Annotated in this window: 27 protein-coding genes and 1 pseudogene; 16 read left to right on the forward strand and 12 right to left on the reverse strand. The window is 61.9% G+C overall.

Annotation, left to right across the window (positions count from 1 at the left end):
* Positions 1 to 56: 56 nt before the first annotated feature.
* Positions 57 to 575, reverse strand: a complete 519-nt coding sequence (locus tag SM755_RS22385) for a hypothetical protein (protein WP_323174647.1) — start codon at positions 573 to 575, stop codon at positions 57 to 59.
* Between the two features lie 669 nt (positions 576 to 1244).
* Positions 1245 to 1697, reverse strand: coding sequence for a ferritin-like domain-containing protein (locus SM755_RS22390; RefSeq protein WP_008415522.1), 453 nt, complete (start codon positions 1695 to 1697; stop codon positions 1245 to 1247).
* A 237-nt stretch (positions 1698 to 1934) separates the two neighbouring features.
* Between SM755_RS22390 and SM755_RS22395 the strand changes: the two genes are divergently transcribed.
* Together SM755_RS22395 and spt4 are read left to right on the forward strand one after the other, a co-directional pair.
* The gene (locus SM755_RS22395) at positions 1935 to 2957 is read left to right on the forward strand and encodes a TFIIB-type zinc ribbon-containing protein (protein WP_323174648.1); all 1023 of its coding nucleotides are present in this window, start codon (positions 1935 to 1937) and stop codon (positions 2955 to 2957) included.
* Entirely contained in the window at positions 2957 to 3139 is a 183-nt protein-coding gene (spt4, locus tag SM755_RS22400; protein WP_008415524.1) for a transcription elongation factor subunit Spt4, read from the forward strand. Before SM755_RS22395 ends, spt4 begins: the two co-directional genes overlap by 1 nt.
* Before the next feature lie 73 nt (positions 3140 to 3212).
* Here spt4 and SM755_RS24580 read toward each other — a convergent pair.
* The 5 genes and pseudogenes from SM755_RS24580 to SM755_RS22420 all read right to left on the reverse strand — a co-directional run.
* A pseudogene (locus SM755_RS24580) lies at positions 3213 to 3293 on the reverse strand (DUF4396 domain-containing protein); the annotation flags it as partial.
* A gap of 93 nt (positions 3294 to 3386) precedes the next feature.
* Positions 3387 to 3521 carry a hypothetical protein gene (locus SM755_RS22405; RefSeq protein ID WP_323174649.1) on the reverse strand — a complete coding sequence of 45 codons (135 nt, stop codon included), beginning with the start codon at positions 3519 to 3521 and terminating at the stop codon, positions 3387 to 3389.
* A gap of 705 nt (positions 3522 to 4226) precedes the next feature.
* A complete protein-coding gene (locus tag SM755_RS22410; RefSeq protein WP_323174650.1) occupies positions 4227 to 4472 on the reverse strand; it encodes a HalOD1 output domain-containing protein in 246 nt (81 codons plus the stop codon).
* 3 nt (positions 4473 to 4475) lie between these two features.
* Entirely contained in the window at positions 4476 to 5066 is a 591-nt protein-coding gene (locus SM755_RS22415) for a DsrE/DsrF/DrsH-like family protein (protein ID WP_006111092.1), read from the reverse strand.
* Positions 5066 to 5311 (reverse strand): sulfurtransferase TusA family protein, encoded by a 246-nt coding sequence (locus SM755_RS22420; RefSeq protein ID WP_006111093.1) that lies wholly within the window; start codon positions 5309 to 5311, stop codon positions 5066 to 5068. Before SM755_RS22420 ends, SM755_RS22415 begins: the two co-directional genes overlap by 1 nt.
* A gap of 242 nt (positions 5312 to 5553) precedes the next feature.
* Here SM755_RS22420 and SM755_RS22425 point away from each other — a divergent pair, with 242 nt between their 5' ends.
* The 4 genes from SM755_RS22425 to SM755_RS22440 are packed head-to-tail and all read left to right on the forward strand — an operon-like array spanning position 5554 to position 8954.
* Entirely contained in the window at positions 5554 to 6747 is a 1194-nt protein-coding gene (locus SM755_RS22425) for an MBL fold metallo-hydrolase (RefSeq protein ID WP_323174651.1), read from the forward strand.
* Between the two features lie 20 nt (positions 6748 to 6767).
* Complete coding sequence (locus SM755_RS22430) at positions 6768 to 7265, forward strand: YeeE/YedE family protein (RefSeq protein WP_323174716.1); 498 nt, start codon at positions 6768 to 6770, stop codon at positions 7263 to 7265.
* Position 7266: 1 nt separating this feature from the next.
* The gene (locus tag SM755_RS22435; protein WP_049904790.1) at positions 7267 to 7728 is read left to right on the forward strand and encodes a DUF6691 family protein; all 462 of its coding nucleotides are present in this window, start codon (positions 7267 to 7269) and stop codon (positions 7726 to 7728) included.
* 53 nt (positions 7729 to 7781) lie between these two features.
* Complete coding sequence (locus SM755_RS22440; RefSeq protein WP_323174652.1) at positions 7782 to 8954, forward strand: inorganic phosphate transporter; 1173 nt, start codon at positions 7782 to 7784, stop codon at positions 8952 to 8954.
* Between the two features lie 93 nt (positions 8955 to 9047).
* Here the strand turns inward: SM755_RS22440 and SM755_RS22445 are convergent, their stop codons facing one another.
* A complete protein-coding gene (locus SM755_RS22445; protein WP_323174653.1) occupies positions 9048 to 9392 on the reverse strand; it encodes a DUF393 domain-containing protein in 345 nt (114 codons plus the stop codon).
* 92 nt (positions 9393 to 9484) lie between these two features.
* On the opposite strand from SM755_RS22445, the gene SM755_RS22450 reads away from it, so the two are divergent.
* A complete protein-coding gene (locus tag SM755_RS22450; RefSeq protein ID WP_006667144.1) occupies positions 9485 to 9757 on the forward strand; it encodes a hypothetical protein in 273 nt (90 codons plus the stop codon).
* A gap of 41 nt (positions 9758 to 9798) precedes the next feature.
* Here SM755_RS22450 and SM755_RS22455 read toward each other — a convergent pair whose 3' ends face one another.
* Complete coding sequence (locus tag SM755_RS22455) at positions 9799 to 10338, reverse strand: DUF1684 domain-containing protein (protein WP_006667145.1); 540 nt, start codon at positions 10336 to 10338, stop codon at positions 9799 to 9801.
* A 116-nt stretch (positions 10339 to 10454) separates the two neighbouring features.
* Entirely contained in the window at positions 10455 to 10895 is a 441-nt protein-coding gene (gene trxA, locus SM755_RS22460) for a thioredoxin (protein ID WP_049903979.1), read from the reverse strand.
* Between the two features lie 528 nt (positions 10896 to 11423).
* On the opposite strand from trxA, the gene SM755_RS22465 reads away from it, so the two are divergent.
* A complete protein-coding gene (locus tag SM755_RS22465; protein ID WP_006667147.1) occupies positions 11424 to 11705 on the forward strand; it encodes a DUF1641 domain-containing protein in 282 nt (93 codons plus the stop codon).
* Between the two features lie 747 nt (positions 11706 to 12452).
* Here the strand turns inward: SM755_RS22465 and SM755_RS22470 are convergent.
* Positions 12453 to 13298, reverse strand: coding sequence for a universal stress protein (locus SM755_RS22470; protein WP_006667148.1), 846 nt, complete (start codon positions 13296 to 13298; stop codon positions 12453 to 12455).
* A 364-nt stretch (positions 13299 to 13662) separates the two neighbouring features.
* Here SM755_RS22470 and SM755_RS22475 point away from each other — a divergent pair, with 364 nt between their 5' ends.
* The 7 genes from SM755_RS22475 to SM755_RS22505 all read left to right on the forward strand — a co-directional run bounded on the left by SM755_RS22475 (position 13663) and on the right by SM755_RS22505 (position 21274).
* On the forward strand, positions 13663 to 13809 hold the full coding sequence (locus SM755_RS22475) for a hypothetical protein (protein WP_006667149.1): 147 nt from the start codon (positions 13663 to 13665) through the stop codon (positions 13807 to 13809).
* Positions 13810 to 14847: a sulfite exporter TauE/SafE family protein gene (locus tag SM755_RS22480; protein WP_006667150.1), complete on the forward strand. Its 1038-nt coding sequence runs from the start codon at positions 13810 to 13812 to the stop codon at positions 14845 to 14847. It begins immediately after the preceding gene.
* A 103-nt stretch (positions 14848 to 14950) separates the two neighbouring features.
* Positions 14951 to 15355 (forward strand): helix-turn-helix domain-containing protein, encoded by a 405-nt coding sequence (locus SM755_RS22485; RefSeq protein WP_006667151.1) that lies wholly within the window; start codon positions 14951 to 14953, stop codon positions 15353 to 15355.
* Positions 15356 to 15533: 178 nt separating this feature from the next.
* Positions 15534 to 16667, forward strand: a complete 1134-nt coding sequence (locus tag SM755_RS22490) for an MBL fold metallo-hydrolase (RefSeq protein WP_323174654.1) — start codon at positions 15534 to 15536, stop codon at positions 16665 to 16667.
* A 127-nt stretch (positions 16668 to 16794) separates the two neighbouring features.
* Positions 16795 to 17739, forward strand: a complete 945-nt coding sequence (locus SM755_RS22495; protein ID WP_006667153.1) for a ZIP family metal transporter — start codon at positions 16795 to 16797, stop codon at positions 17737 to 17739.
* Between the two features lie 79 nt (positions 17740 to 17818).
* A complete protein-coding gene (locus SM755_RS22500; protein ID WP_323174655.1) occupies positions 17819 to 19315 on the forward strand; it encodes a dihydrolipoyl dehydrogenase in 1497 nt (498 codons plus the stop codon).
* Positions 19316 to 19489: 174 nt separating this feature from the next.
* Entirely contained in the window at positions 19490 to 21274 is a 1785-nt protein-coding gene (locus tag SM755_RS22505; RefSeq protein WP_323174656.1) for a carbamoyltransferase C-terminal domain-containing protein, read from the forward strand.
* Positions 21275 to 21312: 38 nt separating this feature from the next.
* Here SM755_RS22505 and SM755_RS22510 read toward each other — a convergent pair whose 3' ends face one another.
* Entirely contained in the window at positions 21313 to 21681 is a 369-nt protein-coding gene (locus SM755_RS22510; RefSeq protein ID WP_323174657.1) for a thioredoxin family protein, read from the reverse strand.
* 128 nt (positions 21682 to 21809) lie between these two features.
* Between SM755_RS22510 and SM755_RS22515 the strand changes: the two genes are divergently transcribed.
* Positions 21810 to 22301, forward strand: coding sequence for a nucleoside deaminase (locus tag SM755_RS22515; RefSeq protein WP_323174658.1), 492 nt, complete (start codon positions 21810 to 21812; stop codon positions 22299 to 22301).
* Positions 22302 to 22412 lie beyond the last annotated feature (111 nt).

Raw genomic sequence — 22412 nt, forward strand, 5'->3', positions numbered from 1 at the left:
TCATCGGCGGTTTCCCGCTTCATCTTCCAAATTCTACCGGTCGAAACCGACGCTGTCTAGTGATTCACCAAAGCCAAGGTGAGGAACTCGGAGAGAGTTCCGAACCGTCCGCGGTGTTTCTCGTAGGTCTGGAAGAACCGCTCGATCTTCCCATTCGACTGCGGTCGGCCGACTTTGCAGAGCGTGTGGTCGATGTCATTATCGTGGAGAAAGCGTTCAAACTCGTGATCGAGACACGGTCGATCATCTCGACGAGGATTGACGAACTCCGATCCGTGGTCGGTGATGACCTCCTGGATCGGGACAGTTTGGCTCGCCGAACTGCTGTCGGTCGCGATCGTATTAAAGACACCCCGCGAGGCGTCGTCTTCGACCGCCAGCACCTGCTGGCCACGGTTATTGCGGTACCAGTCCAGATGGACCGTCACCGCCGCATGCTCGCGTTCGAAGCGCACCCACGGCCGCTTGCGGCCCTGCTTGGTAGGATTCTCGGTCACGTGGTCGTGCTCCTGAAGGATCTCGTGAACGCGCTTGTTGGCGACCGAGAGACCGTCTCTGACGCGGAGTACGTGCACGATGACGACTGCGCCAGCGCCGAGGCGCTGACGTACGTCGAGTACGCGGTCTTCGAGATCGTCGGGATACTCTGCGTAGGGTCTGCGTCCTGGCGTCTCCAGCTGTGGAATCTCACCGCTTTCACGGTAGCTTTGGCGAGTTGCTGCACACGCCGCCGACTGACCTCGAACTGCTCAGCAACCACCGCAGTGTCCACGCCGTGATCAACAACTCGCTTACAGATCCGGGTGGCGTCATCCTCAGCAAGTTTCATCTCACCTGGTTGATCGGCGGGCAAATAGAGCCGACGAAATCTTTGGCGGACACTACATGCGGTCGCCAACGGACCAGTAGTATGGATAAAGCCGAAGGTGGCGAGGTGACTCGGTTTTGCAAACGAACCAATCCTGTTCACCGAACACGGCGTGACGACGGCCATCGAAGCAATACTGCTGTGAGAACATTGAAACGCCCTATTCTCCGGATTATACTGTCGGACAGAGTCGCGTACGGATTAGAATGGAATATCTATCTGCTGTCCGGTGATTCACCGGCGTCTGATATTCAATCACCTCTGTCCGACAGTATAGAACGCTCTCGACCGATCCCGTGAACCAGACCGAGATACCGTCTCCGCTCGACCACAGAAGTACACAGTTACGACCCAGAAGGCGTGACAGAGACGTCGTTTAATCGTAGCCTTTCCGGAAGCTGCGAAACTCGCTCCGATGGGATTCCTCGTCGCTGAGGATATCAATAGCGAGGTCTTCGGTGACCGGGTCGTCCGCCTCTCTGGCAGCTTCCATGAGCGACCGGTACGTATCGATTGCGTCTTCTTCGTATTCGATCACCCCGTCGATGACCGAGAGTACGTCGGCCGTGTCTTCCGGTGGTTGGAGTGCCTCTTGTTCCGGCTCAAATTCGAATGAAGCCGGGGGCTGGGCATCGAGTTCCTTTAGTCGCTTCCCGATTCGCTCAGCGTGAATGAGTTCTTCCTGCTTCGCGTCGGCTCGGAGGCTCTCTTTGACCTCTTCTGCGCTGACCCCATCGAGGACGGTCGCGTTCGTCAGGTAGTTCATTACGGTCTCGATCTCGTCGTTGTAGGCGCTTCGGAGCAGCTCTATCACCTGTTCGTTTGTCATATGATCCCGCTACTCAATGCAGAGTATTAGAGATATGGGTTCCTTTCGATTGGGGTCTGGAGCGCGAGCTGCTCCACCACAACGCCCGTAATCGACGAGCATGACGCATCTATAGGCCAATTTTCGTCGACTTCAGACGAGGATTTAAATAGCTTCGGTTCCTATCTACTGATGTAGCAATTCGTTGTATCGCCGTCGCAATCAACCCAGTGAGCATGCGCTCACTCGTACGTCATCTTGGAAGGCAACACAACCCGCATCCGTACGCACGAATCGAACGAACAAACCACTGAAGACACACGCGAAGAAACCACTGACGAAACCGAACGCGTCTGCCCCGAGTGCGGTGGCCGACTCGTGAACGACGCCGAGCACGGCGAAACCACCTGCGCCGAGTGTGGTCTCGTTGTCAAGGAGGACGAGATCGATCACGGCCCCGAGTGGCGCGCGTTCGACTCGGCCGAACGCGATCGAAAGAAACGCACCGGCGCACCCACCACGAAGCTGATGCACGACAAGGGGCTGTCGAGCCAGATCGGCTGGCAGAACAAGGACGCCTACGGCAACGCCCTGAGTTCGCGCAAGCGCCAGCAGATGAGTCGCCTCCGCACGTGGGACGAGCGCTTTCGCACTCGCAACTCGAAGGAACGCAATCTCAAACAGGCGCTCGCCGAAATCGAGCGCATGGGGAGCGCGCTCGGCGTCCCGGAGGATGTCCGCGAGACCGCGAGCGTCATCTACCGACGGGCGCTCTCGGAGGATCTCCTGCCAGGGCGCTCCATCGAGGGCGTCACGACCGCCGCGCTGTACGCCGCGATTCGCCAGATGGGACTTCCCCGAAGCGTCGAGGAGGTCGGAGCGGTGTCGCGCGTGGACGAGATGGAGTTCAAGCGCGCCTACCGCTACATCAATCAGGAACTCAGCCTCGAAGTCGGGCCGCCGGCTCCCGACCAGTACCTGCCGCGGTTCGCGTCCGACCTCGATGTGAACGACGAGACCGAAGGCCGTGCTCGTGAACTCATTCAAACGGTGATGGAAGAAGGAGCACACTCCGGCAAGAGTCCCGTCGGCCTCGCCGCCGCTGCGCTGTACGCTGCTGGTATCCTGACGAACGATGGACTGACGCAGGACGAAGTCAGCGAGGTGGTCGGCGTCAGCACCGTCACGATCCGGAATCGATATCAAGAGCTGCTCGAAGTCGAAGGGAAGCGTCAGCAGGCTGAACAGCGAGAATACACCGAGACGGAGGCAGCAGTCTAATGACGGATCGACTGGCCTGCCGGGAGTGTCACAGTCTCCACGAGGCGAGCGTGCAAGCCTGTCCCGTCTGTGGCTCGTCAAGCCTCAGCGATGACTGGGCGGGCTGTGTCATCGTTGCCCACCCGAACCAAAGCGATGTCGCAGGGGCGATGATCGTCACCCAGCCGGGACATATGCCCTAAAGGTTATAACAGCGCGAAAATCGGCTTCTTATGACGCCATGCTTGCCGGATTTGCCATCCCTTCTTTCACACCTCACTTGATGAGGAGGACGTTGACAGGGTACGCTGCGATCACCCCCATCGAAAGCGAAAATACGAGCGCACTCCAGAAGAGCTGAAGGCAGGCAGGTGGTTTTCTCATGCATGATGGATATCGGAATCAATTGATGATCTAAATTCCACATAGGACTATGCATAATGAATCGACCTAGCCGAGTTCAGTTGTACTCACAGTTACAACTCGGCTGAGCATGAAAACGTCCAGTTGATCTCTCGAGAGCAAGCGCTCGAGATCCTCCGTAGTACCGATGAACTGGCCCTCGAACCCGAGGACGCGACCCATGCACTTACTCGGTTGCTCGAACGAGGTTATTTCTATGAGGTTGACGGTGAACTTCGCGTGACCATGCCGGAAAACTGACTTCGTCGGCTTTAGTACACTAGTAGCTACTCGTATATTTTATCAGGGTCAAAGATTTTCTCGCCGACTGTTCGCGTCACGCCTCGGCGCTCAAGGTCGACGTGTAGGAACGTCTAACCCAGTAAGCGCGAACCATCTCGCTAATACTCACGAATGCTCCACTGCGAACACCGAGACGACAACTGCCCCAAACTGGCCGCGAAATGGATGCTTATGTACTTCCGCGAGATCGGATCGCTGAATGAGGAGTACTACTGCGAGGATCACGCCCTTGAGCGACTGCTTTATCTCGAATACGATGACTTGGTGAACGTGTGGGCGCTCGACGACCACAATACGGGTGGCTGGTCCGGTTTCGATCCATCCGTTTCGTGTACGCCATCTAGAGTGTGTCTGACGTTGGTTTTCGATCGATTTATATATAGTGGACACAACCTCGGAGGATAATTTTGATGCGCGGCTTTGTTTCCCCTTAGCCAGAAGAGAAACTGACAGCAAGTAGGAGTACGAGTCGCTCAGTAACTAATCGATTCCAGACCCTCTACGTCGCGTGATTCAACCGAAGGGAGTAGTAGTGCATGAAAATGACAATAGCCGAGGGTCGTGGAAGCGAATCCCAAACTCTTCTTACGACAGTTTGATGGTCCCATCCGAAGATATTGTTACGTCATACCCTCGGTACCGGAACGAAACGTGTCCCCTTCGGACCGAGTCGTCAGCAGCGGTCGGTTCAAACAATCGGTCCAGCGCAGCAGGATCCACAACGTCGTTGAGCGGTGGCTCGAGGGTAATCGGGGAGACATCTTCCGCGTCGGCAATCGCTTCAAGGACGCGTAGGCTCGGCTTTGAGCGCGTTGACTCGGTGGCAGTCATGGATTAGACGAGGAGCTGAATGTCGGATTCAGCCATGTGTTGCAGCGCGGTGGCCGCACCGACGCCGGTGGTGACGCCGTCGTAGAAGTCGTCCTCATCATAGTCCATCAGTTCGATCGTCATCTGACACGCCTGCAGATCGACGCCGCTCTCGAGCGAGAGGTCGATCAGTTCCTCGATGGTGGCAGTCCCGTTGTCGTCAATCTTCTTCTGCATCATCTTCGTGGCCATCTTGTCCATGCCTGGCAGAGCAGCGACGGCGTTCGGGACCGGCATATTCGGGTTGCCGACGGCGCTCAACTTGAGGTCCTTCGACTTCTCCTCGTGGAGGATATCGAGCCCCCAAAACGTGTGGAAGACGACAACCTCCCAGCCGAAGGCGGCCGCAGTGCTCGCGAGGATTAACGGTGGATACGCCATGTCGAAGCTCCCCTGTGTCGCGACGATGGTCATCTTCTTCTGATCGTCGCCAGTGTCCACCGCTGCCATCGATTCTTCCAATTCCTCGACGCGCTCGCGCAGCGCCTGTAACTCGGCGGCGTCGACGTCCGAATCGGCGTCGTCGACTGCCGTCGTTGGGTTATCCGTGCTCATTATTCCGTTTTCTTCACGTAGTGAGTGTACAAATCGTCCTCCTCGACCTGCTCGAGGAGTTCGACGCCGTCGGTGCCGTCGGCCCACCCCTGAATGTCGCTCATGCTGCCCGAGTCAGTCGCGACGACCTCGAGGACGTCGCCGGCCTCGAGATCGTCGATCGATTGCTTGGTCTTCACGATGGGCATCGGGCACGACTGTCCTTTCACGTCTAGCGTCTCCGTGGTCTGGTATTCCGAACTCATAGTTTCGTTCTGGCCCCGTATTGGAGCTATCATACAATATTGGATGCTCCCATATAAGGCCTCCGGTTATTGCACAATACACGAACACCCCCAATCCTGAGGAGGGCAAAATAACTAGTTAGTACCTTGCATACGCGCATATAGAAATCTAGAGGCTGTATTGGGCTAGCTTGTATTGTAGATAATAGGAAATACTACACAAACCCTTAAGTGCCAGTAGCCGATACTGGGAACTGTACAACATGGACGATATGGATCTTCCAATGCCGGACGTCGAGATCGAATCGGTCAGTCCAGACGAATTGAAGGGGCAAATCGACGCGGGCGAGGACGTCACGCTCCTCGATACCCGTATGGAATCGGAGTACAACGAGTGGAAGATCGACGGAGAGACCGTTGAATCGATCAACATCCCGTACTTCGAGTTCCTGGACGACGAAATTGACGACGATGTCCTTGCACAGATTCCCGATAGCCACGAAATCACGGTTCTCTGTGCGAAGGGTGGATCGAGCGAGTACGTCGCCGCACAGTTGAGAGAGCGCGGCTACGACGTTGACCACCTCGAGGACGGGATGAACGGCTGGGCGCGCATCTACGAGCGCGTCGAGGTCGAGCGCTACGACGGTGCGGGGACGCTCTACCAGTACCAGCGTCCCTCGAGCGGCTGTCTCGGCTACCTCATCGTTGACGGTGACGAGGCGGCCTTGATTGACCCACTGCGTGCATTCACCGACCGCTATCTCCAAGATGCGAACGAACTGGACGCCGACCTGAAGTACGCAATCGACACGCACATCCACGCGGATCACATCTCGGGCATCCGCGACCTCGCCGATGAGGGCGTCGAGGGCGTCATCCCCAAGGCGGCGGTCGACCGCGGTATCACCTACGCCGACGAGATGACTCTCGCAGCAGACGGCGACGAGTTCGAAGTCGGTGCTGCCACGATCGAAACCGTCTACACGCCCGGACATACCTCCGGGATGACCTCGTACCTGATCGACGACTCGCTGCTTGCGACTGGCGACGGCCTGTTCGTCGAGAGTGTTGCCCGCCCTGACTTAGAGGAGGGCGACGAGGGCGCAGAAGACGCCGCACGCCAACTCTACGAGTCGCTTCAGGAGCGCGTGCTGACCCTGCCTAACGACACGCTCGTCGGCGGGGCTCACTTCAGTGACTCCGCCGATCCCGCCGACGATGGCACCTACACGGCACCGATCGGCCAGCTCGAGGCGGAGATGGACGCACTGACGATGGACGAAGACGAGTTCGTCGAGCTGATCCTCTCGGATATGCCGCCCCGTCCGGCCAACTACGAGGATATCATCCTCACGAACCTCGGACAGCAGGAGGCCGACGACGAGGAGGCGTTCGAACTCGAGCTCGGCCCGAACAACTGCGCGGCCAGCCAAGAATCGCTGGCGGGTGACTGATCACCGTGCTCGAGATCGCAATGATCGCCGAACTCGCCGCCCCGGGTCAGGTAGTGTCCGCCGAGCTGTTCCCTAATGGCATCTCTCGGTACGCTATCGGTGGACTGCTCGTCGGCCTCGGCGCGGTCGTCATCTACCTCGGGACAGGGATCGCCGCGGGCGCGAGTACGTTCCTCGAGTCGACGCTGTCGTACGTTTCGGATCAGTCGCGGTTCAAGCAGTACCGCGGCTCCCGGGACTGGCGCGTCGTCTTCACGCTCGGAATTATTCTGGGAGCGGCGGTCTACGCCGTCTTCTGGCAGGGCGGGACGTGGACAACCGACGTCCAGCCTTGGCGGTTGCTGCTCGGTGGCGTCCTCGTCGGGATCGGGACGCGCGTCGGGAAGGGTTGCACGTCGGGCCACGGCGTCTGCGGCGTCGGCTCGGCCTCGAAAACGTCGATCGTCGGCGTGATCACGTTCCTGATGGTCGCGATCGTGACCGCCCAAATCGTCCAAGCGATGGGGGTGAGTCCGTAACATGAGCAGAAATCGACATCCCCTGTTCATGCCGCTGATCCTTGTCGGCGGCCTGATCTTCGGCTTCGGACTGGCGTACAGCCACATGGCCCGGCCGGAAGTCGTGCTGGACTTCCTCCAGTTCGACGACCTCGGCCTGCCGTTCGTCATGTTTGGCGCCGCGATCGTCTCCGGGATCGCCTTCGCGATCATGCCCCGGATTCGCGACAGCGCACCGCTGACGGGCGACGTGTACCGTCGACGGCTGAAATCGTTCGATCGAAACGTCCTGATCGGCGGCGGGATCTTCGGTGTCGGCTGGGGGCTCTCGGGGATCTGCCCTGGCGCGGCCTACGCCAGCCTCGGGATCGGAAACGTCGCCATCCTGTGGGCGCTCGTCGGCATGTTCGCCGGCGCCTACCTGCAGGGGGTTTGGCGCAGCAAGCGCGCCGCGGCTGACTCCGGTCCAGCGAGTGCTGACTAACACCGTTCGAATTTCGCACCTCGAGAACTGAAACAGAGGATTTTCGTACACTAATGGAACCCACAACGATATTCCTGTTCGCAGCGGCCGCGGTCGCGAGCCTCTTCATGGCGTGGGTCATCGGCGCCGGCTCGAGCGGCGCGACCCCGTTCGCCCCGGCCGTCGGCGCGAACGCGATTCCGACGATGCGCGCGGCGTTTCTCGTCGGCATTCTCGGCTTCGCTGGCGCGGTGACGCAGGGCGGAAGCGTCTCCGAAGCCGTCGGTAGCGGCCTCGTCGACGGGATTAGCCTCCCGGTCAGCGGCGTCATCGTCGTCCTGCTGATCGGTGCCGGGCTGATGGCGATCGGGATCTACACGGGGTATCCGATCGCGACCGCATTCACCGTGACCGGGTCGGTTGTCGGTGTCGGCCTCGCACTCGGCGGCGATCCGGCCTGGGGGAAGTACGCCGAAATCGGCGCGGTCTGGGTCCTTACACCGTTCGTCGGCGGGGGCATCGCATACGGTATCGCGAGTGTTCTTCCGCGACCGGACGTTCCCGAGGACGTCAGCGTTCCCTTCCTCGCTGGAATCGTCGGCGCGGTCGTCGCGAACCTCGAGTTCGCATTCCTCGCATCGGTTGGCGGAACGCTCGCCGCCGGCGGCGCCACCGCGATTCCGTTCGACGGTACCGCCGCCACGGTCGCAGTCTCGCTGGGTTTCGGAGCCGTCACTGCGGCCGTCGTCCGCTGGGACGTCAGTCGCGACGAGGCCGGCGGTCTGCGCCGGTTCCTCCTCTCGCTGGGCGCGCTCGTGGCGTTCTCGGCGGGCGCGAGTCAGGTCGGTCTGGCTGTCGGACCGCTGTTCCCGCTACTCGAGGAGCTGCCGACGGTGTCGCCGATCGTGGTCCTGCTCGGCGGCGGCGTCGGAATCCTCGTTGGCTCGTGGACGGGCGCCCCGCGAATGATCAAGTCGATCTCCCAGGAGTACGCGTCGCTGGGGCCGCGTCGCTCGATCGCGACGCTCGTCCCTTCATTTCTCATCGCACAGAGCGCGGTTCTGCTGGGAGTCCCGGTCTCGTTCAACGAGATCATCGTGAGTGCGATCGTCGGCAGCGGGGCCGCGGTCGCCGGCGGAGCCGGCATCAGCCCCCGAAAGCTGGGACTCACCGTCGCCGCCTGGATCGGATCGTTCATACTCGCGTTCGGTCTCGGCTACGGGTCGATGCTTCTTCTGGACCTCTGAAGCTGCAGGACGCGTTCGGCCCTTCTTCGATCACCGTCCGTTTTCGATCGAATCTCGGTCGGAATAGCGGGTTGCCTATACGCTTTCGAGAAGCTATGGTAGCAATCGGCCGATCGACGGCCGGTTCGATGCGACGACGCGATAGACGAACTCGCGGACGGGTGCATATCCAGGAACGCGACGAAACAGCGGAAAAAGCTGCGATGGCAGAAGGCCGGTCCGTTCGTAGGCGCGTTCCATCGCTGCCCCACAGGAGTAGGTCGTCTCGTCGGTAACCAGATGCGCACACGCCTCGTAGTCGAGCGGCAAGCGCGCTCGCAGGTCGTCCGTGAGTTCCGAAAAGCCGACGATGTCAATCGCCGCGCGGCGGTCCACGAACCGCGCTGCACGAGTACAGACCCCGCAATCGTCGTCGTAGACGAGCGTCGGTGGTGACATTCTCGAGCCGAAGGCGTGGATACCGATGAGGTTCTCAAGCCACTAAACTCTCAACCCCAACGACTACCCTTACGCTTCTCGTTTGGGTTCTCATGCCATCGGAGTCGGCCGACGTTCGCGTGTGGCTGGTCGAGCGCGATTACGACAATCGAGACCTCATCATCCTCACCTATGCGACTCCCGACGGAACTCGAACCTTCCGAAAGGAACTCGCAGCGCAGGCGGTCGACCTGGACACGGTCACTGCCGCAAAGGACGTCGCTCCCGATGATCTCGCGACCGTCGAGGACCCAGACGTCCGCGACCGGTACGCCGACGAAGCAGCGCGAATGGCGGACGAACACGACCCAGCAGACACGATCTAACTCCAGGGACGAACCGGTCGTCCCGTGTGGTCGAACGGAACTCAGTGATATGCCTTTTCGCCGGCCTCGATCGGGACCTCGAGCCAGTTTTCCGTCGGCGGGAGCGGGCACTCGTACCGATCCGAGTACGCGCACGTCGGATTGTAGGCCTCGTTGAAGTCGAGGATCCAGTTTCCGTCGTTCGTACGGTGGGCGTCGTCCTCGAGGTCGAGGTACCGACCGGCGCCGTAGGTCTCGTCGCCGCTGGTCGCGTCCCGGAACGGGACCCAGAGCCGTTCGTCGTCCGGATCCCCCTTGTAGGCCTGCAGCGCGACGTCTTCGCCGTCGACGGTGAACCGGAACTCGCCCCACCGAAGGTACTCCCGCTCGCCGTCGGTGCTCGTCCCCACGGTGACCGGTTCGGTGTCGTCGTACTCGTGCAGCGGCAGTTCGAACCGGTAGTCCTCGTCGATCGGGTAGTACTCGAGGCCGTCGAACGACTCGCGCTCGTCCGGCGGAATCGGCGAGTGCGGATCGCCGCCGAAGTACCGGTCTTTCTCCTCGCGTTGCGTTTCGATCGCGCGTCTCCAGTCAGTGGACATAATTGAATTGAAAGCGGTCGCGGTGTGGTCACGGCACAGTCACGCCGTCGGTCCATCCCAGGACAACCGGTCGCGGCCGAGTCCCGCCGCTCGGCGTGAGTACGGAACTCGAGGTGTTACGCGTGTTGCTCAATCAGGCCCTGCAGCGTCCCGTGGTCCTGGGCACCGACCATGCGCTCGACCGGCTGGCCGTCGGCGTAGAGTACCAGCGTAGGGACCCCACGGGCGCCCAGTTGCTGGGCGATTCGCTGGTGTCGATCGACGTCAACCTTCGCGACCGCAGCGTCGGTCTCCGCGGCGAGCGCTTCGATCGTCGGCTCCATCATCTGACAGGGGCCACACCAGTCAGCGTAGCAGTCCACGAGGACGAGGTCATGCTCCGTGACGACTTCGTCGAGGTGACTCTGGCCCGTGATCGCGATCGGCTCGTCGGGTGCGTCGCTCGCCTCGACGGCGTCAGCTGCGTCGAGGCTCCCACCGTTCTCGAGGCGTTCCTGCAGCTCTCGCTTCTTCCGTTCGCGGATCCTTTGTCGTTCGTCGTCGATGGACTCGCTCATGGTCGACGGTACGGTCTCCATGACCATAATGATTTTGTGTATTTAGGACAATATTGGGGCGGCAAAGCGTCTGGGGTTCCTCGCCGCGGCGACGTGACCAACTGGTCGATGCTCGCGGTGGCCGTCCCGAGCAGCCCCGAACGGAGTGGGATACTCCTCCTCCTCCCGATATGAATCCTATTGGGGACGGTTGCCCAATCCGATCGATCACTACGGATCCGTTACGGCCCGGTTCGGTGAGCGGGAACCCGCTCGAGGCCGGTCGCCTGAATATATATTTATCACCTATTCGTGCACAAATGGTTTTCGATAGTGGGATTAATATACAATACTACTCTCCGAGTGTGATCGAACGATGACCGATCCACACGAAACGATCGGACGGCATGCGAGCCGAGCGACGGGCTGGCGACGCCCGAGGCCGCGCGACTCGGCGAGGCGACCGGCGAGAACGCCGACGATCTGGCCGACGCGATCGAGGGACTCGCCCGCCTGCAGCGGTCGGGGACGCTCGACGACCTGCTAGCGATGGCGGACCTGCTCGCACCTGCCTCAAACGCGATGGACGACGACATGGTTACGGGCCTCGCGTCGACCGGAACGCGCCTCGGCGAGGTGGCCAACACCGCGACCGACGACGACGTGGCCCGAACAAACGAGTCGCTGCTCGAGGCAGTCGGTGAGGCCGGTTCCGAACCGACGGAACCCGTCGGTCCGATTGGCGTCGCGAGGGCGCTGCGCGATCCGGACGTCAAAACCGGGATGGGATTTCTGCTCTCGCTCGCGAAGACGATGGGCAAGACGATCTGATCCCCGGCTGATTGGTCGTATAGTTCCAGTGAGGGAATTTCGCCGAAGGACACGATCACATCTGCTCCTAACCGAACTTTTGTGCTGCGGGCCGGCGAAGCTGGCTCGCGACAAAATATTTAAACCGTACACATCCATCTCCTCTGCGTCGGGTGTTACAATGGTTGTAGATATGTCTGGGCTAAGGGATTTGTCGCGGAAAATGCTTCGTAGGGAAGAGTTTTGGAAGTTATCTGTCCTCAGATGTCGTCCCTTAAAGCATCCATGCAAAGGGCAGGCTAATGACTATGTCGTTGACTACCAAACTCCCATCTGACCTGCCTTCCGTGCGGTCCCATGATTCGAAGGCAGGTCTCACCCCTCTCGAAGGGTATGAACAGACCCACAATACCCTTCACTTTGGTTGCTCTTTCAGTAACCGGAAATAATATCGGGTTGTTATAAATAATCCTATGTAAGCGGCGACGTCGCTTTGTGTCGATATCGGACACTCGTCAATACGGTCAACGACGGATATTTCCGCGGGAATTCGTCGACGAACATATCCTTGAGTCGGTAAAGGCGTCGTACGACGATCACACGCATTCTCGACGAACCCCGACTCTTCGAGGTCGTGAGAGCCGATGGGATGATAGGTGAGTATTCCGACCTTGATCGATTCCTCGAGACGGCGACGCGATGCGAGACGGATGGTTCTCAAATCCACTTCAAGTCGGATCCGATTGGCTATGTCGATTCGCTGCTAGGTCACACCGTCCGGTCTGGTGGAGCGAGCATGACGTTTCCGTTCGCCCGCGCAACGACGTCTTCGGAGACGCTCCCGAGCAACAGTCGACGGAGCCGGCTGTGTCCACGCGAGCCGATGAGAATTGTCGTCGGTTCGTACTCGTTCTCGGCGGCGAGGATTTCGTCCGCCGGATCGCCCTGCCGGACTGCGGTCCGCGTCTCGATCTCCCAGTCCTCAAGCTTGGTCGCCAACTCCGCCAGTCGCGCTTCGGGGTCAGCGCCCGCTGGAAGCGCCGGATCCTTCGCCGTTTCAACGTGGACCAGCGTCACCTCCCGCGTCGCGTGACGGAGGTACGAGAACGCCTCGAAGGCTCGTTCGGCGTTCTCTGAGAAGTCCGTCGCGAACAGCATCCGCCGAAACAAGTGTTCGCGGACGACGGATGGCTTATCCGCTCCGCGTTCGATCCGGTTGACCAGCAGTGGGACGACCGTCGTCCGCGCGAGGTTGCGTGCAGTCGATCCGATAACGCGGTTCTCGAGCGGACTCTTTCCCCGCGAGCCGACGACCGTGAGGCTGGCGCCGACCGCTTCGGCGACCCCGTTGATGCGCCGGTGGGGCGTGCCGCGGACCACGTGCGCCTCGACGTCGAAGCCCGCGTCTTCGATGACGCGGCGGTATCGCTCGAGCGCCCGCTCGCGTCGCTCCTCGAAGTCGAGGCCGGGCATACCCGCGTGAACGTTCGACGGGATCACGGTCACGAGGTGGATCTCTTCGACGCCGATCCGGCCGAGGCATTCGAGACAGGTCTCGCTCTCGATCGTCGCCTCGCTGGCGGCGGAGAGGTCGGTCGCACAGATCGCTTTCATACGACTCGTAGGGCCGATGGCATGATATTGTTTCCGGTTACCAATACTGTTACCGGCCGATCGGTTGCGGACAGTGCGGACTGCGACCCGGACACCGGCGACCGTCAGCCGGGAAGACGTCACCAGAGTGATCGTTAGAACCGCTCGAGGCGAGCGCCCCGACCGCGCGCGAACTCTGCAGACGCCTCGCCGCCCGAACCGAATATCCTCGTAAGTTATTCGAATATCTTCGTAGGATAGCCGTGAGATTGATTGCAGTAATATTGTGTGCTATTCCCAAAAGCGTTATAGCCGTCCTCCGGGTAGACGATACCGAGCAGAAACCCATGAGATACACACAACCGAACGGTGGTGGTCGATCGCGATGATCGACTTCACCGCATCTTCGTCAGCAGTACAGTCAGGCGCCCTCGTCGGCGCCGTCCTCCTCGAGGCGGTCGTCCTCTACGTCGGGTACGGCGCACTCGAGCGAGTCGCAACGCCAATCGTCGAGAAAATCACACGCGCATAGATGGAGCCATTCGGAATCGCACTGACGACGCTGGCACTGTTCGTGAGCTTCGGCTTCATGGTCGGCGTGCTGTTCGGCTTCTTCGGGATGGGCGGCTCGTTCCTCGTCACGCCCGCGTTACTCGTGATGGGGTATCCCGCCAGAGTCGCCGTCGGGAGCGGCATGGCCTTCGTGTTCGGGACGGCCACGATCGCGACGTTGAAACACCGCGACCTCGGTCAGGTCGACTACAAACTCGGCGGGTTAATGATCGTCGGGACGACGAGCGGCATCGAGGTGGGTAGTCGAGTGGTGTACTACCTCGAGGAACTGGGACTCGCCAGCGGTGCCATCGGCGTCACGTACGTCGTCCTGTTGGGTGCGGTCGGGCTGTTCGTCACCCGAAACGCGCTCGTAAACGACGATGGAGACGATTCGGATGACAACCACCACGAGTCCGACGAGGAGTTCGACCCGGACGCGATTCCACCCCTCGCGAAGCGGATTCAGTCCTACCGCATCCCGCCGATGATGACGGTCGCCGGCGGAATCCAGGTCTCGCTCTGGTTGATACTGGCCGTCGCGTTCGCCACGGGTCTGCTGTCGGGCTTCCTGGGTGTCGGTGGTGGTTTCATCAAGATGCCCGCGATGGTCTACCTCATCGGTGTCCCGGTTCCCGTCGCGGTCGGGACCGACCTCTTTGAGATCGTCTTCTCGGGTGGATTCGGCGCGTTCACCTACGGGCTCAACGGCGGCGTCGACCTCTCGATCGTCGCGCCGCTGCTTGTGGGGAGCGCGCTCGGCGCCCGGATCGGATCGGCCGCGACCAGCGTCGTCGACGAAGACGATATCAAGATCTACTTTGGACTGATGCTGGTCGGTGGCTCGATCGCCGTTGCGTTCCGTCAGGCGGGCGACTACCTCGGGATGGACGCACTGAATACGGTCAGCTTCGCGCTGATCCTGCTCTCGGCGTTCATGGTCAGCGGGGCCGTGATCTACAGCACGATCAGAACGATGCGCGCGGAGGCCAGGGCGTCCGCACCGTCAGCGGACTGAGAACGCCCTACGCCGCTCGCTGGGCCCCGCTCGCGGCTCATTGGGATTGTACAATATTCACACAACCCTTATACCGGTGCAGTCCCTACCGGATAGTAGTACAATGGCTAATTCGATGGCGGAGCAACTACAGCAGGACATGGAGTGTGAAGGGCTGCTGGAGTGTATCCACGGGCTCAAGCAACTCGACAAGGACTGTTTCCGCGTGATGGTCGAGAGCGAGGAAGCGCTGACGATCGACGAGGTCGCCGACCAAGTCGACCGCGAGCGCTCGACTGCGTACCGATCGATCCAGCGATTGCTCCAGAGCGGCTTCATCCAGAAGGAGCAGATCAACTACGAGCAGGGCGGCTACTACCACGTCTACTACCCGACGGATCCGACTCAGATCGCGAACGACATGCAGCGGATGTTAAACGACTGGTACGCGAAGATGGGCCAGCTCATCCAGGAGTTCGAGGACAAGTACGAACACGCCGAGGCCGGCACCGAAGTCCCCGCCCAGTAACGGTTCGGACGTCGGTAACCTCGAGGTGACTCTCGCGTCTCTACTCCGGAATACGTTTCGACAGCGCTCCCGTTTCAGCGTCTCTTCTCACGTCCATCCCTCAGTTCCAACGGGAACATTAATCGGCGCACAGTCCGGCAACGAACTTAAGAGATAGTATCGTGTATAATTGGGTGTTATGAGCAATACCGACTTGAGTCCGGCGGAGGTCGCACGGCGCATCGACGAAGACGATGCGTCGAACCTCTTCGTCCTCGACGTCAGGAACGAGGACGACTACGAGGAGTGGCGGATCGACGGGAGCACGAACGTCCCGATCTACAACGAACTGCTGGAGTACGACTACTCCACGCTCGAGGAGCACCTCGACGAACTCCCGAAGGATACGGAGATCGCGGTCGTCTGCGTTGCCGGTATCACGTCCGCGCGAGCGGCGGAGTTCCTCCGCGAACACGGGTTCGACGCGAGATCGATCGACGACGGCATGAATGGCTGGGGTCGCGTCCACCGCCAGTACGATCTCGAGGACGCAGACGGCGTCGAAGGGGTCGTACAGGTCGTCCGTCCCGGGACGGGCTGTGTCTCGTATCTCACCCACGACGGCGAGGCGGCCGTCGTCGTCGACCCGAGTCAGTACATCGATCAGTACCTAAACGTGGCCGACGAGCGCGACCTCGAGATCGTCGGCGTCGCGGACAGCCACGCTCACGCCGACCACGTCTCGGGCGCCCGCCGACTCGCCGGCGAACTCGACGTCCCGTACTACCTCCACGGGGACGACGCCGGCGACCTCGAGAACGTCACGACACTCGAGGACGGCGAGACGATTCCCGTCGGCGACCGCGACCTCGAGGTGCTCCACACGCCGGGACACACCCCAGGCAGCGTCTCGTTCCGGTTCGGTGACGCGCTCCTCTCCGGAGACACGCTGTTCCTCCGCAGCGTCGGCCGTCCCGACCTCGAGGACGGCGATGAGGAGGCCATCCGGGAGGCCTCGAGTCAGCTCTTCGACAGCCTCGAGCGGCTGACGGACCTCGCGGACGAGACCGTCGTCCTTCCGGGCCACTTCAGCGACGAATCGGTCCGCCCGCTCGCGACCGAACTCGGTGAACTTCGGGAGGAGACGACCAACGAACTCCTGAGTTACGTCGAGGACGGCGACGAGAGCGCGTTCGTCGAGACCATCGTCGAGAGCCTCGCAGACGAACCGGCCAACTACAACGAGATCAAGCAGATCAACTGGGGCAAGGAGCAGCCGGACGCCGACGTCGAGGCGCTCGAGCTGGGCCCGAACAACTGCGCTGCCAACTAACGTCGTCGATACCGACGGGGCGCACAGCAGGCGACTTCAAACGCTCTCGATCGCGTTCGCTTTATGCTAGCCGAAATATATTCCCAGTTTTAAAAAGATACTTTGGTGCCATGCTCATACGATAAGTATGTCACTCGCGGAAAACCTCGTCATCGTGTTGGTCGCGGGATTGATCACCGCGCTGGCGACGGGAATCGGCGCATTGCCGTTCTTCTTCGTCGAGGACTTCAGCGACCGATGGAACGTGGGGCTGTGGGGGATCGCGTCGGGAATTATGGTGACGGTCTCCGTGCTCGGCCTCGTCGACGAGGGGCTTGCGTACGCCTCGAGCGGGTTTCCGACGCTGATGGTCGGCGGCCTGTTCGCGGGCGTCGCGCTGGTCGAGGTCTCCGACAGAGTGCTCGGTCGCGTCGATCTCGGCGGGAGCGCGGATCACCGACGCGAACGCGACCGCGACGATGAGCACGAACACGGTCGCGAGGCGACCGAACTCGACGAGGTACGGGCCAACGGCGCCGGTCACGGATACGGGCACGGCCACGACGGTCCGCCGATCGAGGCGGCGGCGTTCGCCGAGGGAGACCTGAAGAAACTCGTCCTCATTCTCGGCATCCTCACGGTCCACAGCTTTCCCGAGGGCGTGGCGGTCGGCGTCTCGTTCGCCGAACTCGGACTGGGGGGCGGCGTGTCGATACTCGGGGTTTCGATTCCGCTGCTCGCGGTGTTCATGACGATCGCCATCTCGATCCACAACGTCCCGGAAGGGACCGCCATCGCCATTCCGATGCGGGCGATGGGGCTGTCTAACTGGCGGATGGTCGGGGCGGCGGTCTTCTCGAGTCTCCCCCAACCCATCGGTGCGGTCATCGCGTTCGCGTTCGTCTCGTGGGCCGAGGCGTTCCTGCCGTTCGGCTTCGGATTCGCCGCCGGCGCGATGGTTTACCTCGTCGCGACGGAGTTCATCCCCGAGGCGCTGGAGACCGGCGCGGACTTGCCCAATCGCGGGCGCCGCGAGCTTCTCGTCGGATTCGCCGCAGGCGCCGTGGCGATGTTGCCCGTCGTGCTCGTCTGAACCGTCTTTTCCGCTCTCATCGACGACGAATCGATTCGTCGGTGTGGGTTTAATCGGATTGGCCGTGGACGATCGATGCATGGACGCAGGCACTGCGGAATTCGACTTCCTCGTTATCGGCTCGGGATCGGGACTCGACGTGGCGAGCGCCCTCGCGAACCGCGGCCAATCGGTTGCGGTCGTCGAGAAGGGACCGCTCGGCGGGACCTGTCTCAACCGCGGCTGTATTCCGTCGAAACAACTGCTGTACCACGCGGAGGTGATGGAGACCGTCGAGCGCGCAGACGAGTTCGGCATCCACGCCGACGTGACCGGCGTCGACTTCGCCGACATCATTCGCGAGGTGAACGACGACGTCTCGAGCAGTTCCGACTCGATCCACCACGGGTTACGCACGTCGGCTCAGCACACGCTGCTCGAAGGAGAGGGCCGGCTCATCGACGATCGAACGGTCGAGGTCGTTGACGGCCTCGATGCCGGCAAGAGGGCCCGGGCCGACACCGTCCTCGTGGCAGCGGGGACGCGGCCGGCGATTCCGCTGATCGACGGCATCGAGACCGTTGACTACCTCACCAGCCGGGAGGCGCTCCAGTTAGAAACGCCGCCGGACGACCTCGTGATCGTCGGCGGCGGCTACATCGCGGCCGAACTGGCGCACTTCTTCGGGACGTTCGGCAGCGACGTGACGATCGTGGGCCGTCGGCGATACCTCCTCCCGACGGCCGACGAGGACGTCGCCGCCGCGTTCACCGAGCGCTACGCCGATCGGTTCGACGTCTACACGGGCTACGAGGCCGTCGCGGTCTCGGAGTCCGGCGGTGAGGTGGCCGTCGAGGCTCGGTCGTATCCGCCCGCGTGGGACGACGCGTCCGGACGCGGGGCCGAGGGTGCGGGCGACGACCTAACCGTGACCGGCGATACCCTGCTCGTTGCGGCGGGCCGGCGACCGAACTCCGATCTCCTGAACCTCGAGGCCACCGGCGTCGAGACCGACGAGCGGGGATTCGTCGAGACCGACGAGTACCTGCGCACGACGGCCGACGGGATCTGGGCTCTCGGGGACATCGTCGGCGAATACCTGCTGAAACACAACGCGAACCACGAGGCGCGAACCGTCGTCCGGAACCTGCTCGGCGACGACCTCGAACCGGTCAACTACACCGCGATGCCGTTCGCCGTCTTCGGGTCGCCGGAGGTCGCCGGCGTCGGCACGCGGGAACAAGAACTCCGCGAAACGGATCGGGAGTACGCTACGGCGACCTACCGATACGAGGACACGGCTCGCGGCAAGGCGATGAAAGCGGAGGGGATCGTGAAGGTCATCATCGAACCGGACGGCGAGATCCTCGGCTGTCACATCGTCGGCCCCGACGCGTCGAACCTGATCGAAGAGGTCGTCGTCGCGATGAAGGCGGGCACGGGAACCGTCTGGGACATCCGCGAGTCGGTCCACGTCCATCCCGCGCTGTCGGAGGTGGTCGATCGGGCGTTCTCCGGACAGTTCACGCGCCGCGGCGCGGGCGCACACGAGCATCACCATCATCACGACCACGAGCACGGTCACAGCCACGAGTAACGAGAGCGGCGTTCGCTCGATGGTTCCGTTCCCCCTCGGAAACGAATCGCGCTCGGATGCGATGGATCGAGCGGCCGCGCGGTGACGTCGCCGACGATTTGCTGACCCAGCAAATCGTCAGCGTCGTTTTGCCGTCTCCCGGATTCGGATTACGGTACGTTACTTTCACGAGCCATGACTGACTATCGACTTGCGTTCAAACCCGCGATCGGACTCTACGGCCAGCACGATCCGAGCGCCGTCCTCTTCGAAGACGGGACGCCCGTCTTCGGCGTCGAAGAGGAGCGATACACGCGGGAGAAACACGCGACGGACACCTTCCCCGAACGCGCGATTCGAGCCTGTCTCGATCACCGCGACCTGACGCTTTCGGATATTGATCGAGTCCTCCTCCCGTACGAGCCGCGACTGCGAAGCGAGATCGCCTCTCACTACGTCACCGACGCGCTCCGGGCGCCCGGCGTCGCGCGGAAACTCTCCGCGCTCGAGAACGCGCTCGTCACGCAGGTCCGGAGTCGGGTCGTCCCGACCCGACAGATCGAGCACCGCCTCGAGTCGATCGGCGCGCCGGTGCCGCCGATCGAGACGATTCCCCACCACCGCTGTCACGCCGCGAGTGCGTTCCACCCGTCGGGGTTCGACGAGGGTATCGTCCTCACGGTCGACGCGAAAGGCGAGTATGATTCGACGGTCGTCTGGCGCGCCGACGAGGACGGGCTGACGCGGGCGCACACGTACGAACACCCGAACAGTCTCGGCCTCTTTTTCGCGGTCGTCACGGAGTACCTCGGCTACCGGATGTTCAACGGCGAGGGGAAGGTGATGGGGCTGGCACCCTACGGCGAGGACAATCCCGAGATCGAGGACGTCCTGCGCGAGTTGATCGACACGGGCGCCGACTACGACGTCACCGAACTGACGAAGCGCTGGGGAACCGGTCACGGCGTCGAAACGCTCGAGGACGCGTTCGGCCGCCCGTGGTCGGAGACGCCCGGCGAGTTCGACCAGTGGGAGAAGGACCTGGCACACACCGCCCAGAAGCTACTCGAGGAGACGGTCGTCGACATCGCGGAGACGGCCGTCGAACGACTGGACACGTCGAACGTCGCGCTCGCGGGCGGCGTCGCGCTGAACTGCAAACTGAACAAGCGCATTCGCGAGTCGCCAGTGGTCGACGACGTCTTCGTCCAGCCGGTGGCCCACGACGCGGGGCTCGCGCTCGGTGCGGGGTGGGCTCAGCAGCGGCCGGCGGCCGTCGATCGCCAGACCGATGTCTACCTCGGCACCGAGTACGAGACCGACGAGATCCGATCGATTCTCGAGACGAACAAACTCGCGTACGCACAGCCGGACGACCTCGAACGGTACGTGGCCGAACGGCTCGCCGACGGCGACCTGGTGGGCTGGTTCCAAGGACGCATGGAGATGGGGCCGCGGGCGCTCGGGGCCAGGAGCATCCTCGCCGATCCCCGTACCGCCGCGTCCCGCGATCGAGTCAACCGCTTCGTCAAACACCGCGAGGAGTGGCGCCCGTTCGCGCCGTCGATGCTCGAGTCGGCCGCCGAGGAGTACCTGATCGACGGCGGTTCGGCACCGTTCATGATCGACGCCTACGACGTTCGGCCCGAGAAGACCGCGGATCTCGAGGCCGTCCTGCACCCGGCCGACGACTCGACGCGTCCACAGACCGTCCGCGAGGACCAGCACCCGCGCTACCACCGACTCATCTCCGAGTTCGCCGACCTCACCGGCGTCCCCGTCGTGTTGAACACCTCGTTCAACGATCACGCCGAACCGATCGTCCGAACGCCGACGCAGGCGATCAAGGACTTCTACGGGATGGGACTCGACGTGCTCGTGCTCGAGGATCTCGTGCTCGAAAAGGAAGCGACAAAGACCGATCGCGATTCGAAACTGGCGTTCGAAGAGCGCGACGTAGCGGCTGCGGGTCCGCAATAACACCGCGATCCACTACGCTCGGATCGCGAGCGACGTCCTTAGCGCGTTGCGTGCGTCTCGAGCGCGTCCACGAGCGTTTCGGCGGGCTGGAAGCCGTCGTCGAAGCGGACGACCTCCTCGTCGTCTCGCAGGACGACGAGCGTCGGGACGCTCTGGACGTCGAACTCGGCGGCGAGCTCGGGGACGAGACCGGCGTTCACCGTCGCCACGACGCCCGGAGCGCTGCGAGCGACGACGCCGAGTACCGGCTCCATCGACCCGCAGATGCCACAGCCGGACGTGACGAACTCGAGCAGGACGAGGTCGTGGCTCGCGATCAGGTCCTCGTAGTCGTCGACGTCGTTCAACTGAACGGGTTTTCGCGGCGGCTGGCCGTCGGTCGGCTCCGAAGCGGTCGTTTCGGTCATTATCGTCGATAGGGCTCGAGCGCATTTGAGTGTTTTGTGTGGATTGTACAATATTCTCCGTTCGCGGTCGATCGGCGGACGCGATGACGGCTCTCTAGTCGGTCTCACGCGTCGTTGCACCACGGTTTATGGGGCTACTCGAATCACGTACGGACGTGTCCGCACCCACCGTCGACGATTTCGATCACGAGACGCACATGCGACGGGCCGTCGAACTTGCTCGCGAGGCTGCCGACCGCGGTGACCGCCCGTTCGGAACCGTGCTTGTCCGTGACGATACGGTCATCATGGCCGATTCGAATCGGGTGATCACGGAGAACGACATCCGTCGCCATCCGGAACTCCACCTCGCGTATCGGGCGTGTCGCGAGCTCGAGCCGGACGATCGCGCCGAGACCGTCATGTACACGAGCACGGAACCGTGTCCGATGTGCGCCGGCGGGATGGTCGAAGCCGGGTTCGAACGGGTCGTCTACGGCGTGGGCAGTGACGAACTCGCGGAGTTCACCGGCCGCGAGCCGTCAGTCCGATCGAGGAAGATTCTCGACGGCGTCAGCGATGTTACCGGCCCAGTACTGAACGAGGAGTGTCGTCGGCTCCACCGCGAGTTTGACTGGTAACGCCGACAGGATCCGACTGCGGCGGTGATGATTCGAAACGCCCGCTGAATACGACTGCTACACCGATCGAGCGACCGCGATCGAATGAAACGTCGTGTACGAACTGCTATC

The organism is Natrialba sp. PRR66 (assembly GCF_034808065.1).
GTDB classification, from domain to species: domain Archaea; phylum Halobacteriota; class Halobacteria; order Halobacteriales; family Natrialbaceae; genus Natrialba; species Natrialba aegyptia.